The organism is Streptococcus sp. HMSC064H09 (genome assembly GCF_001812625.1).
In the GTDB taxonomy this organism is placed as follows: Bacteria; Bacillota; Bacilli; order Lactobacillales; family Streptococcaceae; genus Streptococcus.
Genome location: NZ_KV809552.1, coordinates 20,171 through 39,562 on the forward strand (window position 1 = coordinate 20,171; position 19,392 = coordinate 39,562).

The window sequence follows — 19,392 nt, forward strand, 5'->3', positions numbered from 1 at the left end:
ATTCTTGCTAAAAAATATTGAAAAGTTTTATGTTAAAGTATTTGTGGCAAGCTTTGATTGATTAATGGATGAAAAATCTTACTGAAGAAGTGTATCTATTCAGAGAAAATGAGTATAGATAGTATTTGGTTTTGAGTAGTTCTTTCAAAAAAAATTTGCTATGCTAGTGTTATGGGAAAACTAAAAATTGATGTGGTTATCGTTCCATTAAGTGGGCACCTTTATCCAACCATGAATCTGCTAATGCCTTTATTAAAAAATCCTCGCTATGATATTCGTTTATTCACAGGACAACAGAAACGTGCAGTAGCTGAGGCAGCAGGCTTTAAGGTTGTTACTATTCTTGAAGGTCATGAGGCAGACTTTGAAAGGGTGGCTATTAATAAGGAGCAATTGGGACTTTTTTCTGCTTATCGTCAGCTATCAGCTGGTCTTGATATTATTAATCTTGTTTCCGATCAATTACTAGCGGAATGGGAAGTAAACCGACCTGATTTAGTTATTGCCGATTATGTCAGCTTGTCGGGTGGACTTGTTGCAGAGCAAATGGGGATTCCGTGGATAACGACAATGGCTACACAATTTGCTATTGAAACGACGGATGGTCCTCCTTGTTTCTTCGGAGGAATGGGAAGTCCGAAGAATCGCAATCAATTGATTCAACAATGGCTAGGCAGAAAAATGACACGTTTTTTGAAGTACTCCGCCGCTTTTTTATTACGAAATCGATTAAAACGCTATGGTTTTAAGATGTACGACCAAAATGGACAAGAGAGCATCTATTCACCGTATTCTATTTTAGGAATAGGTATGAAAGAATTGGAAATCAAAAAAGGATTCCCAGAACATTATCTCTGGGTGGGTCCAACTGGAGGTTCAGTTGAGCGATGTGAGGATTATCCTCTTGATTTGTCGCCTTTTGCAAATCGTAAAATTGTCTTTGTGACTTGTGGTACCCAATTGGACTGGGCAAAGAATAATTTGATATACCAAACGAAGCTGTTAGCTAAGTCTCATCCTGAGTGTCAGTTTTTTGTAACTTTAGGTCTTGGTGGACAAGAATTCCAATGCCAAAAATTAATGGATAATGTTTCAGTGGTTTCTTATCTTCCCTACAATGAATACATTCCCCAGATGGATTATGTTATTCACCATGGTGGTTCAGGTATTTTTTTCCAATGTATTATAAATAACAAGCCAGCCCTAATACTGCCACACGATTATGACCAGTATGACTATGCTATTCGTGGACTTGAGGCAGGTGTAGCTTTGACTGTTAAAAGAGAGGATGATAAGGCAATTGGGCAAGCTTTTGAGGCGTTGTTGGCTAAGAAAGATTGGTCAGAGCTAAAGGCTTTAAGTCATGCTGCCAAGTCATATCATCCTACAGAAGTAGTGGAGGGTGAAATTGCTCGCCTACTGGCAGACAAGGAGAAAAAACGATGAAGAAAGTTTTAGTAACGGGGGCTACAGGTTTCTTAGGCAAATATGTCGTGGAAGAATTGGTTGATCACGGTTATCAAGTCCGAGCTTTCGGTCGTAATCATACAATTGGCCAATCTCTGGTAAATGCCTCTGTGACCTTTGTTCAAGGAAATTTGACAAACCAAGAGGATTTGACCAAAGCTTGTCAGGAAATGGATATGGTCATTCATGCCGGTGCTTTGTCAACTGTCTGGGGTCCTTGGGAAGATTTTTACCAAACGAATGTCTTAGGAACTAAATATGTCCTTGAGGCTTGTCGTGAGGCTAATATCAAGCGCTTAGTATATGTGTCGTCTCCAAGTATTTATGCAGCGCCTAGAGACCAGCTTGGTATCAAAGAAAGCGATGCCCCTCAGGAAAATAGGCTTAACAATTACATTCGAAGTAAATTGGCATCAGAAAAACTATTTAAAGATTATCCTGATGTGTCTAGTGTTATATTGCGACCTCGTGGACTTTTTGGGATTGGAGACACCAGCATTTTGCCACGTGTTCTTAATCTTAGCCAGAAGATCGGTATTCCTTTGATTGGTGATGGTCGTCAACTGATGGATATGACCTGTGTGGAAAATGTTGCTTTGGCTATTCGTCTGGCTTTGGAAACTCCTCAAGCAGCTGGAGAAGTTTATAATATTACCAATGGAGAACCCAGAGTATTTAGAGACTTGATTGAGGAAACCTTGAGAGGTTTGGGCTATCCCATCCGTTATCGCAAAATCCCAGCTCCACTTGTGTCTGCTATTTCAAGTAGTTTGGAGTTTATTTATAAGAATCTAAAGCTCAAAGGAGAGCCAGCCCTAACACGCTATACCTATTATTTGCTACGCTATAGTCAGACTTTGGATATTAGCAAGGCAGAGCGTGACTTGGGATATCGGCCTAAAATAACGATTTCAGAAGGGATTGAACAATATGTCCAAGATTATCGAAAGCATTGATTATTTTCCTGCGGGATATTGTACTAGCTATACTGGTCTTTTGTTCAAAAAAGTCAAGAATAAAAAGATGACCTTTCCAGCCGGTGTCTTTCTAATCAAACACAGAGATAAAGGCTATCTGCTTTATGATACAGGTTATCACTACGATATTAAGACCCAGCTTCGCTATGGCTTGTATCGTTTAGGAACGCCGGTGCAGATGACAGAAAAGGATCAAATTTCAAACTTGTTGAAGGCGAAGGGGATTAGGCCCGATGACATTACTTATGTTATGCTTTCCCACCTGCATCCTGATCATTTGGGAGGAGCTGGCTTCTTTCCTAATGCGAGCTTCCTTCTGACTCAGGAGGTTTATGAGGTTTATCAGAAGCCTAAGTTGAAGGATTTGATTTTTAAGGAATTTTTGCCAGCGTCTTTTGAGAAACAGGTAAAAGTAATCAAGGCTGATCAGCAAAACTCAACTTTTCCTTATCGTCCGACCTGTGATTTATTTGGAGATGGAAGTATCTTGGTAGCCTCTGTTGATGGTCATGCCAAGGGTCAGGCTTGTCTCTATATTCCAGATTATAATCTTTTTATCGCAGCGGACTTGTGCTGGGGTGTCGATTTGCTACCTTATACGAAACAAATGCACCTCATTCCGTCCTTGGTTCAGGATAATATGGCGGATTATATTAAGGGGACTGAGTTACTAGAGGATATCCTAAAAGATGGGACGGAAGTACTAGTTAGCCATGACCCTGTAGAAAGGATAGAGCGTATCTTGTATGAAAAAAATAACCTTTCTTAAAACCTTTATCCAAACCAGATGGCTTCGCAACTTCAAAACGAGAGCAGCTTTAGAAGCTTATCAGAAAAAGCAATTATCTAACTATATGGATTTTCTAAAACGGGAGTCTCCTTATTTCAAAAATGGTGTTCCTACTGACTTCGACCATATGGATAAGACCTTTATGATGACGCATTTTAACGAGTTAAACACTCAAGGCATCGATCGCGATGAGGCTTTAGCCTTGGCTATTGAGAGTGAAAAGACTCGTGACTTCACCGAACTTAAAGGTGAAGTGGCTGTTGGTTTATCATCAGGAACATCGGGACATCGTGGCCTCTTCATCACGACCGAGAAAGAGCGAAGCATGTGGGCGGCAGCTATTTTAGCTAAGATGTTGCCCAAGGGGCATCTTTTTGGCCACCGAATTGCCTTTTTCCTTAGAGCAGATAATGAACTCTACCAGACTATCAATACGTCATTGATACGATTAGAATACTTCGATATTTTCAAAAATACCGATGAACATATTGAACGTCTTAATCATTATCAACCGACCATTGTTGTGGCACCAGCTTCCATGCTGATAGAGTTGAGCAAGCGTCTTAAGGCAGGAGACTTGTCTATCTTACCGCAAAAAATTGTCTCTGTAGCAGAAATTTTAGAGGATAGTGATAGAATTCGCATCTCGAGTGCTTTTAAGCTACCCATTATTGACCAGGTTTATCAAGCGACGGAAGGTTTTCTAGCCTGCACCTGTTCTGCAGGACATCTTCACCTCAATGAGGATATCATTTTTGTAGAGAAAGAGTATCTGGATGAGCATCGATTTTATCCAGTGATAACGGATTTCAAGCGAAGCAGTCAACCTGTTTATCGTTACAAACTTAATGATATCTTGGTTGAAAATCCTGCACCTTGTCCATGTGGTTCTCATTATACAAGGATTGACAAGGTCGAAGGTCGCTCCGATGATATCTTCTACTTTGAAGGTCAGGATGGAGGACAGGTGACAATCTATCCTGATTTTATCAGGCGTTGTATTCTCTTTGTGGAAAATGTTGGAGACTATCAAGTCAAGCAACATTCAGAGAAGATTGTTGAAGTCTGTCTAAGCCAACGAGACGAGCAAGTAGAAGAAGCTATCACAGCTCAGTTTCAACTCTTGGCGCAGCAAAAGCAGTTTAAGGTTCCGGAAATCCATTTTTCCGATTATCATTGGGATACCAGTCGAAAACTCAAACGTATTCAGCGTTTATGAAAGGATGAATGACAATGACAGAAGTAAAAAGACATGTTGAAATCGTAGGTTATGGAGTTTGTCTTCCAAAACAAACCGTACAATTCAAAAATCAAACACGTTATCGTGTTGTAGAAGATGAAGAAACACAGTTGGATTTGGCCGAAGTGGCTATCCAACGAGCTCTTGAAAATGCCAATTTGAAAATTGATGACATTGATTGTCTTGTCTCAGCCAGTGCAGTTGGTATGCAGCCTATTCCTTGTACTGCAGCCTTGATTCATGAGCGCGTGGCAAAAGGACTTGCTATCCCAGCCATGGATATCAATACGACTTGTACAAGTTTTATCTCAGCTTTATCAACAATGTCCTACTTGATTGAAGCTGGTGAATACCATCGTGTCTTGATTGTATCTAGTGAGGTCGGAAGTCTGGGTCTCAATCCGAAACAAAAAGAAAGTTTTGAACTCTTTAGTGACGGAGCAGCAGCCTTTATTTTTCAAGCAAGTTCTCAAGACAAAGGGGTTATTGCAAGTCTACAACATACTTGGTCAGAAGGTGCCCATGATACTGAAATCCGTGGAGGTTTGACTTCTTACCATCCTAAAAAATATTCAGAAAAGACAAAAACGGACTTTATGTTTGATATGAAGGGCAAGAAAATTCTCCTTTTATCAGCGCATAAGCTTCCTGATATGTTCCAAGAATTCCAAGAGAAAACTCACTTGGCTCTTGCGGATGTGGACTACATCATTCCCCATCAAGCTAGTCGCGCCTTATCTTTGGTAATGGATAAACTTGGTATTACTGAAGATCAATATCTTAACATAGTTACTGACTATGGTAATATGGTTTCTGTATCTGTTCCATTTGGTTTAGCTTACTCATTAGATCATGGCTTAGTTAAAGAAGGAGATGTCGTCTACCTTTTGGGAACAGCAGCAGGTATGACGGTTAACATGTTGGCCTTGAAATTATAATTTCTTGGCTAGAAACGAATAGTGTCAAAATGACGGATGAACCTTCTTTTGCTTTTAACTTAAGATAGAGTTGACTGAAAGGTCAGCTCTTTTTTTGCCTTTATGTCACATGACAAATGTCATATCATGTCATGACATCTGGTGCTAAAAAGAGAGTGACCAAAAAGATATACTTTAGTCATAACTTAGAAATAATAAAAAACGAAAGAGGTCATCTCATGAAAATCAAAACATCTTACCTTATCTACGCAGTTATCGGAACTATCTTTGCTGGACTTAGCATGTTTACTGACATCTTTGAAAAAGGCAATTTTGAAGCTATCTTCTCAAATCTTGGCATGATTATTGGCTTGTCTATCTCAGCCTACATTCTCATCACTATGGCTAAAAGTTTTATCGACCTTGTCATAAATGATTTAAAAAACTAGGAGGCCCAGAATGAAACTATTGAAAATACTAAGCATTATGCTCCTAGCAACAACTTGGACCATCCTCTTTGCTTATGTCCTACTTCATGGCAGCAGTGATAGTCTCTACAGTGTTATGGGTGTCTCAGTTGCAGCCTGTTATGTTTTTCTAGCCTTCTACCAAAAGAAAGGAAATCACACACATGAGTGAAGCGGTTCTTCAAGTCACAAATCTTGTTAAAAAAATCAAAGGGAAAACGATTTTAGACCATGTTAGCTTTGAGGTGGGACAAGGCGATTGTCTTGCTTTAATTGGTCCCAATGGTGCTGGTAAAACGACCTTGATGTCCTGTATTCTTGGTGATAAGAAAGCCAGTAGCGGTCAAGTCTTTATCAAGGGTAAAAAGGGAAAAGCGCAAGATCAAATTGCGGTCCTTCTCCAAGAAAATACCATTCCCTCGCAATTGAAAGTCAAGGAACTGATTGCTTTTTTCCAAGATATTTCTGAGAATGGATTATCTAAAGTAGAGATTCAAGCACTCTTACAATTCAAAGACGATCAGTATCAGCAGTTTGCGAACAAACTCTCAGGGGGACAAAAACGTCTTCTTGCCTTTGTCCTCTGTCTAATTGGCAAGCCTGATATTCTCTTTTTAGATGAGCCGACAGCAGGGATGGACACTACGACACGCCAACGTTTCTGGGAAATCATCAATGATCTGAAAAAGTCAGGTGTGACTATTCTTTATTCGTCCCACTATATCGAAGAAGTCGAGCACACAGCTGATCGCATTTTGGTCCTTCATCAGGGGAAACTCATTAGGGATACTACGCCACATGCCATGCGTAGCGAAGAAAAGGAAAAACAAGTCACCTTACCAAGTCGCTTTGCGCCAAGTCTTGACAAACTGGCAGCCATTTATGATGTGACTGAAAAACGTGATGTTGTAACCTTTATGACTAAAGATGTTGAAAGTGTATGGAGTAGTTTACAAGCTCATGGCTGTCGCATTTCTGACATTGAAATTCAAAACAAAACACTTTTAGATAGCTTATTTGATAGCACAAGGGAGGACAAGTCATGAAAGCACTACTTAAAATCGAATGGATAAAAACATGGCGCAGTTGGCCCGTCTTTATCATGTCTATCGGAATGCCCGTCGGATTTTTCCTCTTGTATTCAGGAATGGAAATGAGTCCTGACCCAGAGTCACAAAAAGCCTTTATATTGTCCTATATGTTGACCATGACAGGATTCTCTATGTCCAGCTTTGGTTTCTTTACCTTTCCCTACATGCTTAGAGAGGATCAAACGGAGCACTGGTTAACCTACATCGAACATTCAAAAATCAGTATTCAGGCCTACTACCTCTCTAAAATCTTCCGAGTTCTTATGAACTTTATGGTTGCTATCATCGTAACTTTTTGTGTAGGAGCTTTTGTGCGTGATGTTAAGATGCCATTCTCACATTGGCTCGGTTCAGGTGCTCTTTTACTCTTGTCAAGTCTAGTTTTCCTCTCCTTTGGCTTACTCCTAGCCCAAATTAAGTCCCAACAAATCATGGCTATCGTCGGAAATATCGTCTTTCTTGGACTTGCTATTATCGGTGGTTCTTGGATGCCAGTTACCATGTTTCCAATATGGGTTCAGCACATTTCTGAGTGGACACCCATCTATCATATTAATCAGTTGGTAGTCAATTTCGCAAAAAAAGGGGAATTTTCATGGAAATCACTCATTTTTATCTTGGTCTATGCTACAATAGCTACAGGCTTAGCCCTTTTTATCAAATCTTACAGAGAAAGTGACCATGTTTAGAACATACCAGAAAAATGATTTTGCTTATTTTGTTAGTCTGATTTTCCTAGTCTTCCCGATCTTAGGAGTTTTTGGTGGGTATTTTCCAGTTTGGACTTTAGTTTTGACGGGTCTGTTTACCATCGCTTATCTCCTTATGGTGTATTTGAAACAAGCCTATAGCAAGTGGATTCCCTTTCTGTGGTTTTACACTCTAGCTTACATTATCTTTATGTCCATGACCTTCCAGGGTGGCATGATGTGGTTTGTTTTTTTCAACGTCAATCTTCTCGTTTGGCGCTTTGAGGATAGCATATCATCTTATCGATTCTTTTCCTTTCTAGTGACCCTCTTGATTTTGACGTCATCATCCTTCCTATTGACAGACGATTTGAGTACCCACCTCATGTCTATGGCTATTACCTTATTTTCTTTGGGAATGTACTATTTTCAAAACCGTATACGTCAGGAGAGAAAGATGGAAGAGGCCCTTGCGGAGCAGAATCGGACCATTAATATCCTGTCAGCTGAAAATGAGCGCAATCGTATCGGTCGTGATTTGCACGATACCTTAGGACATACCTTTGCCATGATGAGTCTTAAAACCGAGTTGGCTCTGAAACAGATGGACAAGGAGCAGTATGAAGCTGCTAGAAAGAATCTGGAAGAATTGAACCAGATTAGCCGAGACTCCATGTACGAGGTGCGTGAGATTGTCAATAAGCTCAAATACCGAACGGTGGCAGAGGAGTTACTGGAACTCGAGCGACTCTTTGACCTATCAGATATCGTCTTGACCGTGGATAGTAGCCTTGACTTAGACAGCCTGTCACCTGTTAGCCAGTCGACCTTGTCCATGGTGCTTCGTGAACTGGCCAATAATGTCATCAAACATAGCCAGGCTGATAGCTGTCAGATTCGTCTAAGACGTGATCATGGTATTGTCCTTGAGTTTGAGGATGATGGTTGTGGCTTTGAGGAAGTCACTGGACAAGAACTACACAGTATCAGAGAGCGCCTGAGTTTGGTAGATGGAGACTTGGAAATTGTGTCTCAATCGCATCCAACAATCATTCGTGTGCATTTGAAAGAGGGAGGAAAAGCATGAAATTATTAGTTGCCGAAGACCAGTCAATGTTGAGGGATGCCCTCTGCCAACTCCTCATGCTGGAGGACGATGTTGAAGAGGTCCATGCGGCCAGTGATGGCCAAGAAGCCATTGCCCTCTTGGAAAAAGAAGAGGTCGACGTAGCCATTTTAGACATTGAAATGCCAATCAAGACAGGACTTGATGTCCTGGAGTGGATCCGTGCCAATCAAAGTGAAACGAAGGTTGTTATTGTGACCACCTTCAAACGAAAAGGCTATTTTAAACGAGCCCTTGCAGCCCAGGTGGATGCCTACGTGCTCAAAGAACGTTCCATCAGTGACCTCATGGCGACCATCCATACCGTCCTAGCAGGACAAAAGGAGTACTCGCCAGAGCTAGTTGAAGGTGTTGCCTTTGACAATAATCCACTCAGCCAACGCGAACAAGAAGTCTTGGCCATGGTGGCTCAAGGTTCAACCAACCAAGAAATCGCAGAAAGTCTCTTTCTCTCAAACGGAACCGTCCGAAATTACATGACAGCTATCCTGACCAAACTTGATGCAGGCAACCGAACAGAAGCCGTCCGCATTGCCAAAGAAAAAGACTGGTTGGGATGAGGAGAAGTTTATAAAAGAAATTTTATTAATTAAAGGTCACCATATGGTGGCTTTTTTCATGCCGTCACGATATAGAAAGTATTTTGCATTTTTTCCAATATTTTGCTTTATAATAGTGCTATAATTGTAGATGATAATTTTGTCAATTCTAATAACAACGTTTGGAAGAAAAGGAGATATCAAATGGTAGTTTCTGAAAAACGAATTGAAGACTTAAAAGGGTTAAAATTTAATGTTCCTTCATATCAAAGGGGATATCGCTGGACTGAACATGAGGTTACAACTCTTTTAGAAGACCTCTATACACATAGTAAACAAAACAGAGATTATAAGTACTGTTTGCAGCCCTTGATTGTTAAGAAAGTTTCAGATAATACTTATGATGTCGTTGATGGTCAACAGAGGCTAACAACAATCTTTATTTTTTTGAAATTTATGTCTGCTGAATTTAGTAGTGGTCGTAGAAGAAGTAATCAATATGATTACTTTGAGTTGGTTTATGAAACAAGAGAACAGAGTGCTAAGTATTTAAAAGAATTAAACTTTGATACTTATCAAAAAATCGAAGATTATGATATTGACGCAGATCATATCAGTAAAGCTTTTGCTGCTATCGATAAATGGGTGGAACGAGAAGATATTAATTCGGATAATGCTCTACACGATATTTATCAAGTCTTAACAGAGGCTGTTTTCTTTATTTGGTATGAAATTGATGAGACAGAAGACCCTATAAAACTATTTACTAAAGTTAACTTAGGTAAGATTCCTTTGACTAATGCTGAGCTCATTAAGGCTCTATTGTTAGATCAAACTAATTATGAATCTGAAAATGATAGTGAAAGGATACAAAGGGGGATAGATTGGGATAATATTGAACATCGACTTCAAGAGGAATCATTTTGGAAGTTTCTTACAAATAGTGAGAATTATGTCACTAGGATAGATCTTTTGTTTAACCTACTTGAACATGGTACTTTAGAAATACCCCAAAATGATATTTACTCAACTTTCTACTCAATCTACGCAAAATATCAAAATGCCGAAAATAAATCGATTTTTATAAGTGACTACTGGAATAATGTCGACTTATTATTTGAAGAATTAACTAACTGGTACACGGACTTAAATAGATATCATCTAATTGGTTATCTCTTATCGGTTGACGATAAGAAGATCGAAAAAGTCCGTGAAGCTACAAGAGAGAAGAAAAAGTCAGAAGCTTTTTCTAAATTAAAAGACCTTGCTTATAAAACTCTTCCGAGTGATATAGCATCTATAGAAGAACTTTCCTATGGCAATAAAAATAAAGAAATCAGATCTTTTCTTTTACTGTTTAATCTCGTTACTTTGATTAATAAGAGTGAAAAACAATATCGATTTCCTTTTGATATTTATAAGAAAGAGAAATGGGATATCGAGCATATTCATGCTACGGCCGATGAGACTGCTGAAGCTGATGATAGTCTAGCTAATTTAACCTTGCTAGACTCTAATACGAATCGCTCTTATGGAAATAGCCCATTTGACCAAAAGCGTAGAATTATCATTGAGGTTGATGCGGAAGGAAAATTTGTACCTGTTTGTACGCGCAATGTATTCTTGAAAGTCTACAGCAATGAGGTAGATGGATTTGACGACTGGACTGATAAGGATAAAGACGGTTATATTCAAGCGATAAAACAGGAATTCAACCAATTTTTTGGAGATGATGAGGAGTAGTCATGCAAGAGATTAACGCAAAATATAACTTAAAATCATTGTTAGAAAATTATCGAGTCGTAATTCCGTTGATTCAGAGAGACTATGCACAAGGTAGAAAGGATAAAAGAACCACCGAAGTTCGAAAAGTATTACTCCAAGATATTAATACTGCCTTACTTGACAAAAATGTCGAACCACTCGATTTGAATTTTATTTATGGAAAATCAATTAATGGGAAGTTTATTCCATTAGATGGACAACAACGTCTGACAACTTTATTCTTGGTTTATCTTTTTGCTTATAGAGATAATGATGAGTGTGACTTTCTAGGTAATTTTTCTTATGAAACTAGAGATTCTTCTAGAAAATTTTTCAAGAGTCTATTTGAGAACAGAAAGAATATCTTTATAGAAACAAAAAGTCCTTCTGAAATCATAACAGATGAGCCATGGTTTGCAGATTCATGGCAGTTAGATCCAACTGTACAAGGTGCTTTGAAAACACTAGATGACATTTCTGCTTCTTTTGATTATGGGTTCGATTATGTTTCAGTTTTATCAGATTCCAATAACCAAAAACTGGTGTTCAATTTCCTTGATATCGATAAACTTGGTTCAGAAGATGAGCTCTATATCAAACTGAATTCTAGGGGGCGTCCGTTAACTGACTTTGAAAATTTCAAAGCAAGATTTATTGATAGAATAAAGAAAATAGATGGACATTTAGAAAGGGAATTTTCTCAAAATATTGATACGAAATGGACTGATGTTATTTGGAATATTGATAAAAATGCCTTTGACACCAACTTTTTAAATTTATTTGAAATTGTGCTTATCAATAATTTAGATAGCCTTGATTATTCTAAACGCGACAATTGGACTCTTGAAATCGATTTTGAGACTGTAGAAATAAGTCATATAGAAATAATTGTATCTGTTCTTGATTTCCTCTCCAAGAATAAAATGACTGATGCTTCATCTATCTTAGAATGTTCAATAGTTAACAAAACTCTGAAGGATAGGGTTTACTTTCACGTTATTTCAACATTCATTGAACATCAGGGTGATACATTAGATACTAGCTATAAAAACTGGTACCGTATCTTTAGGAACTTGATTAATAACTCAGTTATAGATTCTCAAGATTCATATGAACGGGCAATCAAGGGGATTAATGAACAAATCGAACATACTTCAGACCTGCTAGAATATCTAGCCGAGGGAAATAGAATTAATGGTTTCAGTATTGACCAAGTTGACGAAGAGATTGAAAAAGCTAAATTGATAACAGCAGATGATTCCTATAGAGAGATTATTGAAGTTGCTGAAAATCATCGCTATTTTGATGGTCAGATTCGAAGTTGCTTCTACTTCGAAGCGAATGATTTGCCAAGCAGAAAGATTGATGTTATTTCAATCTATTGGAATAAAATATCAAAAATGTTTACTGAAACAAAGCCTGAAGAAGGTCTATTAATGCGGGCAGCTTTGCTAGCTCTAGGAGACTATACAATGACTACAGCTAATAATTATAAAACGCTGTATCGGGATAATTCAAATGAGTCTTCTGGGTTTGCACCAAGCCTTAAAAGTTTATTTTCATCTCGAAATGAGTATGTCAAAAGATTACTTGATGAAGTAGATATTACCAAGCCACTAGATGGTGAGTATCGTCGTATTATCCAAGACAATATTAGTCATCTGACTCCTCGGGAATGGCGTTATGCCTTCATTTCTTATTATGAAACCATGTTTAGTAAAATGGATCCTTCACAATATAGAATGAAATCTCCGTTCTGGCTTAATCGATCAGAAGAGATGTTGTTAATTCCAAATAAGAGCTCTAGTGCTAGAAACTATGATATTCATTTGATAGCCCTAGAAGAAAAACTAAAGGAATTAGGAATACAATCTTGTTATGAAAGTGAGAAAGGGATTGAAAGTACCAATAGGATACTTTATATAAATGAAGTATATGAAGTCAGATTTCGAGGAAATCATTTTAGCCTTAATTTAATAGGTGGCGAAGAAGCAGAGGAAGAACATTTTGATCCTAGGTTATCATTTTTGGAAATAGCACAATTATTGAAAAATAAAATACACTATTAATATCAAGAGGGCTAGTGAAATTCACACTGGCCTTTGTGTATTAAATCTCAATTTTTATTGTAAGCTAGTATAAAAAAGACTTGAGATAATTACGAATAGAATGAGGATAATGATATTATATTCTAGAAGTTATAATCAAGCATGAGGTCGATTAATGAAAGAAGAAAATAATTTGCAAGGGAAAACCAGTCGTCTCTTATATTTTATGTCTGAATTGGAAAAGGGGAATAAGGTTAATAAAACTGAGTACCTTAAACGTTTTAATATCGCCGAGCGAACCTTTAAAGATGATTTAAGGGAATTAAAGGAAAATCTAAAAATACTTAGAGATGACATGAAAATAAAGTATTCTCGACTTGCAGGAACCTATGAGGCAGAATATAACCATGGTTATGGTAACTTAAAGTACAACCAGGCTGTCATCTTGTCTAAGATTCTTTTAGAAAGTAGAGCACTACGTGTTGAGGAAGTTAGAGAAATCATTGATACCTTTGTAGAGAGAGCTGTTGATGATAGGGAACGTCAGCGTATTAGAAACTTTACGGAACGGGAACTAGAGGAGTATAAGGAATTATCGATTTACAGGGACAATAAGAGTAAATCAATCTTGCCTCATCTATCCGCTATTTTTGATGCTATTGAGAATCAGAAGCCTCTTTCTTTTAAGTATACGAAATACCAAGGTAAGGATGCCGATTATGATGTGTTACCGGTCTTGATTATGTTTAATGACCATTATTTTTATTGTATGGCATATAAAGTTGAAGAAAAGGATGGAAGATTAAAAATAGATACAAGGAGTCTGCGTAATTTTCGACTGGATCGTTTTAAAACTGTTCATCGTTCGAAGCATAATACAGAATTAATATTAAGTTCTGAGGAATTAACTCAAATTTTGTCAGATAGTGATGTTCGTTATCATACTTTCTTGATGTTTTCAGATACGGAAAAATTTCGGATTAGATTCAGATATGTTGGTCAGTTTTGGGAAGTACTTGAAGATGATATCCCTGCACTTAAAGTTATTGAGAAAGATACAAGGAGTACAGTTCCTAGGGTAATATATGAAATTGAAACCTATGGCAGAGATAGTTTTCAACGTTATATTGATCGATTTAATGGGGTGTTTACTATACTTGAACTAGAAAAAATAAATAAGTAAAATTGACACTTTTTTTAAATAGCATTTCGCAAAAAAACAGAAGTACGTTTTATACGTACTTTTTTTGTTATATTGTTTGAAAGTATAAAACAGATGGACAATGATATGTTTAAGGTACTTGTATTGTGTATTTCTGGTGGTAAAATATAGTTGTAAATAAATAATGCAAAACAAAAGTACAGCATTTATTACCAAAAGGAGGAAAGCAACATGTCTAAAATTAGAAAGATTATTTATAGAAACAAAATGAAACTAATGGAGAACAGACACTCAACAAAAGGTGTTTACTGTCATGGAGCTAAAAAAAATAAAATAGTTTATGAGACTAATGCCAAAGCGCTTCGTGCGGTCATGTTGTGTGAGGATCAAACCATTCGTACTTATTATTGTCATTATTGTGCAGGATTTCATACAACCTCAAGACCTGAACATGATGAATTAGATGATTTGTATTTGTTTGCGAAAGCATATGTTTGTTAATGGTTAACACTGATAATGAACATAGACAGGGAAAACACATCTTTTTAGTGTGAAGTGTTGAAATACATTCAATAGTTGAGAACTAAGAAAATTTATTTTATAGGGAGAGTAATTATCATGAATCTTGTTGTATTATTTGCTATATTTTCAGTATTAAACTATTTGGTCGCAGGAATCTTTCTTTATATGAAATTAAGAGAAAATCGACGGCTTAAAGAGTCTGAAAAAGAAATCGAAAAGTTAAAAGCTCGAAGAAAGATATACATGGCCATTCTGGAGGATGACGAAGATGCATTGTTAGCCATTATAAAGAATGACAAAGAGTTATTGTTAGATGTGATAAATGAATTTTATTAATTTTTCGATTTTTAGATGAAGACGTTCATCTTTTCCATAGCTTGGTAGTAAAGCTAAGTATTAAAACTTACAACTACTTGAAGCAATTGTGCAAAGGAATTTTTACCATGGTGTAAAGTTATGATTTATACTTACAGCACTCAAAAAAGGAATTATTTCCAATACGTTTTAGAGTTTCTATCTTTAAGTCACCCTATGGTGGCTTTTTTGTGGCTTATAATCTATCTAAACATTCACAAGCAAGCAAAGTCCAGACATGGTAGAATGGAGTGAGTCGTGCTTATTCCAGTGAGCAAAATACAAAGACTAATGTGGGAGAATCAAATGGGAAAAATCATCTTTGAGGAGGAAAATCATGTCTAAGTTGCAGATTCTATTTTGGGCTTGGTCCATAGGCTTCGTCGTTTTGTCATTTACAATATTTCTTTTTCGCTATTTGTATCTCAAAGAACTTAATCGTAAAAAGAGGTCTACAGAGAGCATAAAAGGTAGCGTAGTTGGCTATAGATACTATACTGATGCCATTGCTCCGATTGTAGAGTATGTCGTCAATGGTAAAGCTTTTAGAAGAAGTCTGGAGTATGAGTGGGTCACGACAGTTTCACTTCCTTGGAAGAGTTCCAAAGCCACCTCTAATCCAGACTTGTTGGCTAAAAGACTTGTTCTATACACCAATTCATCAGTGCCATATACCGCCAAGGATTTTTTTCCTTTGGGATCACCCCTGACAGTTTGGTACAATCCAAATAATCCCAAAGAATCCTATGTCGAACGTTTTTGTGGAGCTGTGAAAGTTTATAAATTGACTTATTGGCTATTGGTTTTGACGCTTGTTATCATCACGATTATTTGTTTGACTATGGCAATCCGATAAATGCTTTATATCATACATTCTGAGTCTGTCTTTTTAGACAGATTTTTTTGTTTTTTCAAGTATCAAAACTATTTTCTCTTTTACGAGAATAACACTTGGTTTCCTTTTTTAACTGCTTTATAATAGAGTAATACTGAGGCCTTCTGCTGTGATAAAGAAAGCAGATTTTAGGAGATGAGAAATTGGCTTTTTGTGTTTAAAGGACACGGTTTGTTGATTTTTTACTGTAGGAGATAGATATGGCAATGATAGAAGTGGAACATCTTCAGAAAAATTTTGTGAAGACAGTCAAGGAACCGGGGTTGAAGGGATCTTTGCGTTCCTTTATTCATCCTGAAAAGCAGACCTTTGAAGCGGTCAAGGATTTGACCTTTGAGGTGCCCAAGGGACAGATTCTAGGTTTTATCGGGGCAAATGGTGCTGGGAAGTCGACTACCATTAAAATGCTGACAGGAATTTTAAAACCGACATCTGGTTTTTGTCGGATTAATGGCAAGATTCCACAGGATAATCGCCAGGATTATGTCAAGGATATTGGAGTCGTTTTCGGACAACGCACCCAGCTATGGTGGGATTTGGCCCTGCAAGAGACCTACACGGTTTTGAAAGAGATCTATGATGTACCGGACTCGCTTTTCCATAAGCGCATGGACTTTTTGAATGAAGTTTTGGATTTGAAGGACTTTATCAAGGATCCTGTGCGGACTCTTTCACTAGGTCAACGGATGCGGGCGGACATTGCGGCTTCCTTACTTCACAATCCCAAGGTTCTCTTTTTAGATGAGCCGACTATTGGTTTGGATGTGTCGGTCAAGGATAACATTCGTCGGGCTATCACTCAGATCAATCAGGAGGAAGAGACCACTATTCTCTTGACCACTCACGACCTGAGTGATATTGAGCAACTCTGTGATCGGATTCTTATGATTGATAAGGGGCAAGAGATTTTTGATGGAACGGTGAGCCAGCTCAAGGAAACCTTTGGCAAGATGAAGACTCTCTCCTTCGATCTGATACCAGGTCAAAGTCATTTAGTCTCTCATTATGAAGGCTTGCCTGATATGACCATTGATAGGCAAGGAAATAGCCTGACTATTGAATTCGATAGTTCTCGCTACCAGTCAGCTGATATTATCAAGCAAACTCTGTCTGATTTTGAAGTCCGTGATTTGAAGATGGTGGATACGGATATTGAGGATATTATCCGTCGCTTCTACCGAAAGGAGCTCTAAGATGGTCAAATTGTGGAGACGGTATAAACCCTTTATCAATGCAGGGATTCAGGAGTTGATTACCTATCGTGTCAACTTTATTCTCTATCGGATTGGAGATGTCATGGGGGCTTTTGTGGCCTTTTATCTCTGGAAGGCAGTCTTTGATTCGTCACAGGAGCCTTTGATTCAGGGCTTCAGCATGGCAGACATCACCCTCTACATCATCATGAGTTTTGTGACCAATCTTTTGACCAGATCTGATAGCTCCTTTATGATTGGGGAAGAGGTCAAGGATGGTTCCATTATCATGCGTTTGTTGCGACCAGTGCATTTTGCGGCCTCTTATCTCTTTACCGAGCTTGGTTCCAAGTGGTTGATTTTTATCACTGTTGGACTGCCATTTTTAAGTGTCATAGTTATGATGAAAATCCTGTCTGGAAAAGGCATTGTAGAAGTGCTGGGATTGTTGGTTATATATCTCATTAGCTTAACGCTCGCCTATCTGATTAACTTTTTCTTTAATATCTGCTTTGGATTTTCAGCCTTTGTGTTTAAAAATCTTTGGGGTTCCAATCTACTCAAGACTTCAATAGTGGCTTTTATGTCTGGAAGTTTGATTCCCTTGGCTTTCTTTCCAAAGGTGGTTTCAGCTATTCTCTCCTTCTTGCCTTTTTCATCCTTGATTTATACTCCGGTTATGATCATTGTTGGGAAATACGATGCCAGTCAGATTCTTCAAGCGCTTTTGCTCCAGTTCTTCTGGCTTATAGTGATGGTGGGCTTGTCTCAGTTGATTTGGAAACGAGTCCAGTCATTTATCACTATTCAAGGAGGTTAGTATGAAAAAATTTCAACGCATGCATCTGATTTTCATCAGACAATACATCAAGCAAATCATGGAATACAAGGTGGATTTTGTAGTAGGTGTCTTGGGAGTTTTTCTGACTCAAGGGCTGAACCTCTTGTTTCTCAATGTTATCTTTCAACACATCCCATCCCTAGAAGGTTGGACCTTTCAAGTAATTGCCTTTATCTATGGATTTTCCTTGATTCCCAAGGGCTTGGACCATCTCTTTTTTGACAACCTCTGGGCTTTAGGTCAACGACTAGTTCGAAAAGGGGAGTTTGACAAGTATCTGACTCGTCCTATCAATCCTCTCTTTCATATCCTCGTTGAGACCTTTCAGATTGATGCCTTGGGCGAACTTTTGGTCGGTTGCATTCTATTGGGAACAACAGTGTCAAGCATTGCTTGGACGCTTCCCAAATTCCTACTTTTTCTAGTTTGTATTCCTTTTGCGACCTTGATTTACACTTCTTTAAAAATTGCGACAGCCAGCATCGCATTTTGGACCAAGCAGTCAGGCGCCATGATTTACATTTTCTATATGTTCAACGATTTTGCCAAATATCCTATTTCTATTTACAATTCGCTCCTTCGTTGGTTGATCAGTTTTATCGTGCCTTTCGCCTTTACGGCTTATTATCCAGCTAGCTATTTCTTGCAGGGTAAGAATGAGCTCTTTAACATCGGTGGTTTGATTCTGATTTCCCTTGTCTTCTTTTTCATTTCCCTCAAACTCTGGGATAGGGGTTTGGATGCCTACGAAAGTGCTGGCTCGTAAGGGGGAAAGATGGATTGACTATCACAGACTCTACACTGGCTGAGAAAATAAAAAGGTCTGTCTAGATCTTTATGATTTAATTATTACGCACCAAAGCAATGATTATTTCGAAGGTTTAAGCAATGACTTTAAGTACCAGCAGTCTACTACCAAGTCTTGAATGCTACTCTTAAAGGAGATACACATAGAGCAAGTTAGTCATAGAAGATAAATCGCTCTATATCGTTCGAAAGGCTAAACAATACTTGAAGGATGAAGAAAATCATCTGAAAATTTCTCAATCGAAATAGAGATTAATTGGAAGTGCCTGAAAAAACTGTACTGATTCCTAAAAGTTAGATTTTTTCTGTCTAACTTTAGGGCTATCGTTCTTATATCTTATTTTAGGTAGTTTTTTACTATTATTCCTAAGTTTTTTGATGTGGTACTTATTTATTCTGTTAGAATTATCGGGGCAATTTAAGAAAAGCAAATATTTGAAAATCTTGGAGAAGAAAGAACCCCCTGCTAAGTGTACTGACCCCAAAAAGTTAGACATTTAATT

The 19,392-nt window shown here is 37.9% G+C and carries 20 protein-coding genes; all 20 read left to right on the plus strand.

The genetic code is table 11. The annotated features are described in order from the left end of the window. Window positions 1-171 precede the first annotated feature (171 nt). The 20 genes from HMPREF2867_RS01180 to HMPREF2867_RS01275 all read left to right on the plus strand — a co-directional run bounded on the left by HMPREF2867_RS01180 (window position 172) and on the right by HMPREF2867_RS01275 (window position 18,848). Window positions 172-1,446, plus strand: a complete 1,275-nt coding sequence (locus HMPREF2867_RS01180; RefSeq protein WP_070575198.1) for a glycosyltransferase — start codon at window positions 172-174, stop codon at window positions 1,444-1,446. Continuing rightward, complete coding sequence (locus HMPREF2867_RS01185) at window positions 1,443-2,423, plus strand: NAD-dependent epimerase/dehydratase family protein (protein ID WP_070575201.1); 981 nt, start codon at window positions 1,443-1,445, stop codon at window positions 2,421-2,423. Before HMPREF2867_RS01180 ends, HMPREF2867_RS01185 begins: the two co-directional genes overlap by 4 nt. Continuing rightward, window positions 2,398-3,213, plus strand: a complete 816-nt coding sequence (locus tag HMPREF2867_RS01190) for an MBL fold metallo-hydrolase (protein WP_060971948.1) — start codon at window positions 2,398-2,400, stop codon at window positions 3,211-3,213. Before HMPREF2867_RS01185 ends, HMPREF2867_RS01190 begins: the two co-directional genes overlap by 26 nt. Further along, a complete protein-coding gene (locus HMPREF2867_RS01195) occupies window positions 3,191-4,453 on the plus strand; it encodes a F390 synthetase-related protein (protein WP_070575204.1) in 1,263 nt (420 codons plus the stop codon). Before HMPREF2867_RS01190 ends, HMPREF2867_RS01195 begins: the two co-directional genes overlap by 23 nt. A 14-nt stretch (window positions 4,454-4,467) precedes the next feature. Then, complete coding sequence (locus HMPREF2867_RS01200) at window positions 4,468-5,412, plus strand: 3-oxoacyl-[acyl-carrier-protein] synthase III C-terminal domain-containing protein (protein WP_070575207.1); 945 nt, start codon at window positions 4,468-4,470, stop codon at window positions 5,410-5,412. 218 nt (window positions 5,413-5,630) lie between these two features. Continuing rightward, complete coding sequence (locus tag HMPREF2867_RS01205) at window positions 5,631-5,840, plus strand: hypothetical protein (protein WP_002885203.1); 210 nt, start codon at window positions 5,631-5,633, stop codon at window positions 5,838-5,840. A 10-nt stretch (window positions 5,841-5,850) separates the two neighbouring features. Further along, window positions 5,851-6,030, plus strand: coding sequence for a hypothetical protein (locus HMPREF2867_RS01210; RefSeq protein WP_070575210.1), 180 nt, complete (start codon window positions 5,851-5,853; stop codon window positions 6,028-6,030). Next, entirely contained in the window at window positions 6,023-6,904 is an 882-nt protein-coding gene (locus HMPREF2867_RS01215) for an ABC transporter ATP-binding protein (RefSeq protein WP_070575212.1), read from the plus strand. Before HMPREF2867_RS01210 ends, HMPREF2867_RS01215 begins: the two co-directional genes overlap by 8 nt. Beyond that, window positions 6,901-7,638: an ABC transporter permease gene (locus HMPREF2867_RS01220; RefSeq protein WP_070575215.1), complete on the plus strand. Its 738-nt coding sequence runs from the start codon at window positions 6,901-6,903 to the stop codon at window positions 7,636-7,638. The genes HMPREF2867_RS01215 and HMPREF2867_RS01220 overlap by 4 nt, the downstream gene beginning before the upstream one ends. Further along, window positions 7,631-8,725: a sensor histidine kinase gene (locus HMPREF2867_RS01225; protein WP_037600924.1), complete on the plus strand. Its 1,095-nt coding sequence runs from the start codon at window positions 7,631-7,633 to the stop codon at window positions 8,723-8,725. The genes HMPREF2867_RS01220 and HMPREF2867_RS01225 overlap by 8 nt, the downstream gene beginning before the upstream one ends. Beyond that, window positions 8,722-9,324 carry a response regulator transcription factor gene (locus HMPREF2867_RS01230; protein WP_038676257.1) on the plus strand — a complete coding sequence of 201 codons (603 nt, stop codon included), beginning with the start codon at window positions 8,722-8,724 and terminating at the stop codon, window positions 9,322-9,324. The genes HMPREF2867_RS01225 and HMPREF2867_RS01230 overlap by 4 nt, the downstream gene beginning before the upstream one ends. A gap of 183 nt (window positions 9,325-9,507) precedes the next feature. Further along, window positions 9,508-11,046 carry a DUF262 domain-containing protein gene (locus HMPREF2867_RS01235; protein ID WP_038676256.1) on the plus strand — a complete coding sequence of 513 codons (1,539 nt, stop codon included), beginning with the start codon at window positions 9,508-9,510 and terminating at the stop codon, window positions 11,044-11,046. Window positions 11,047-11,048: 2 nt separating this feature from the next. Next, the gene (locus HMPREF2867_RS01240; RefSeq protein ID WP_070575218.1) at window positions 11,049-13,136 is read left to right on the plus strand and encodes a DUF262 domain-containing protein; all 2,088 of its coding nucleotides are present in this window, start codon (window positions 11,049-11,051) and stop codon (window positions 13,134-13,136) included. 154 nt (window positions 13,137-13,290) lie between these two features. Then, on the plus strand, window positions 13,291-14,298 hold the full coding sequence (locus tag HMPREF2867_RS01245; RefSeq protein ID WP_070575222.1) for a helix-turn-helix transcriptional regulator: 1,008 nt from the start codon (window positions 13,291-13,293) through the stop codon (window positions 14,296-14,298). 210 nt (window positions 14,299-14,508) lie between these two features. Further along, window positions 14,509-14,778 (plus strand): hypothetical protein, encoded by a 270-nt coding sequence (locus HMPREF2867_RS01250; protein WP_070575224.1) that lies wholly within the window; start codon window positions 14,509-14,511, stop codon window positions 14,776-14,778. Window positions 14,779-14,895: 117 nt separating this feature from the next. Next, the gene (locus HMPREF2867_RS01255) at window positions 14,896-15,135 is read left to right on the plus strand and encodes a hypothetical protein (protein WP_070575227.1); all 240 of its coding nucleotides are present in this window, start codon (window positions 14,896-14,898) and stop codon (window positions 15,133-15,135) included. Window positions 15,136-15,490: 355 nt separating this feature from the next. After that, window positions 15,491-16,009 (plus strand): DUF3592 domain-containing protein, encoded by a 519-nt coding sequence (locus tag HMPREF2867_RS01260; RefSeq protein ID WP_038676245.1) that lies wholly within the window; start codon window positions 15,491-15,493, stop codon window positions 16,007-16,009. A 239-nt stretch (window positions 16,010-16,248) separates the two neighbouring features. Further along, complete coding sequence (locus tag HMPREF2867_RS01265; protein ID WP_038676243.1) at window positions 16,249-17,241, plus strand: ABC transporter ATP-binding protein; 993 nt, start codon at window positions 16,249-16,251, stop codon at window positions 17,239-17,241. Between the two features lies 1 nt (window position 17,242). Then, window positions 17,243-18,061, plus strand: a complete 819-nt coding sequence (locus tag HMPREF2867_RS01270) for an ABC transporter permease (RefSeq protein WP_038676241.1) — start codon at window positions 17,243-17,245, stop codon at window positions 18,059-18,061. Between the two features lies 1 nt (window position 18,062). Beyond that, entirely contained in the window at window positions 18,063-18,848 is a 786-nt protein-coding gene (locus HMPREF2867_RS01275) for an ABC transporter permease (RefSeq protein ID WP_070575230.1), read from the plus strand. Window positions 18,849-19,392: the final 544 nt, after the last annotated feature.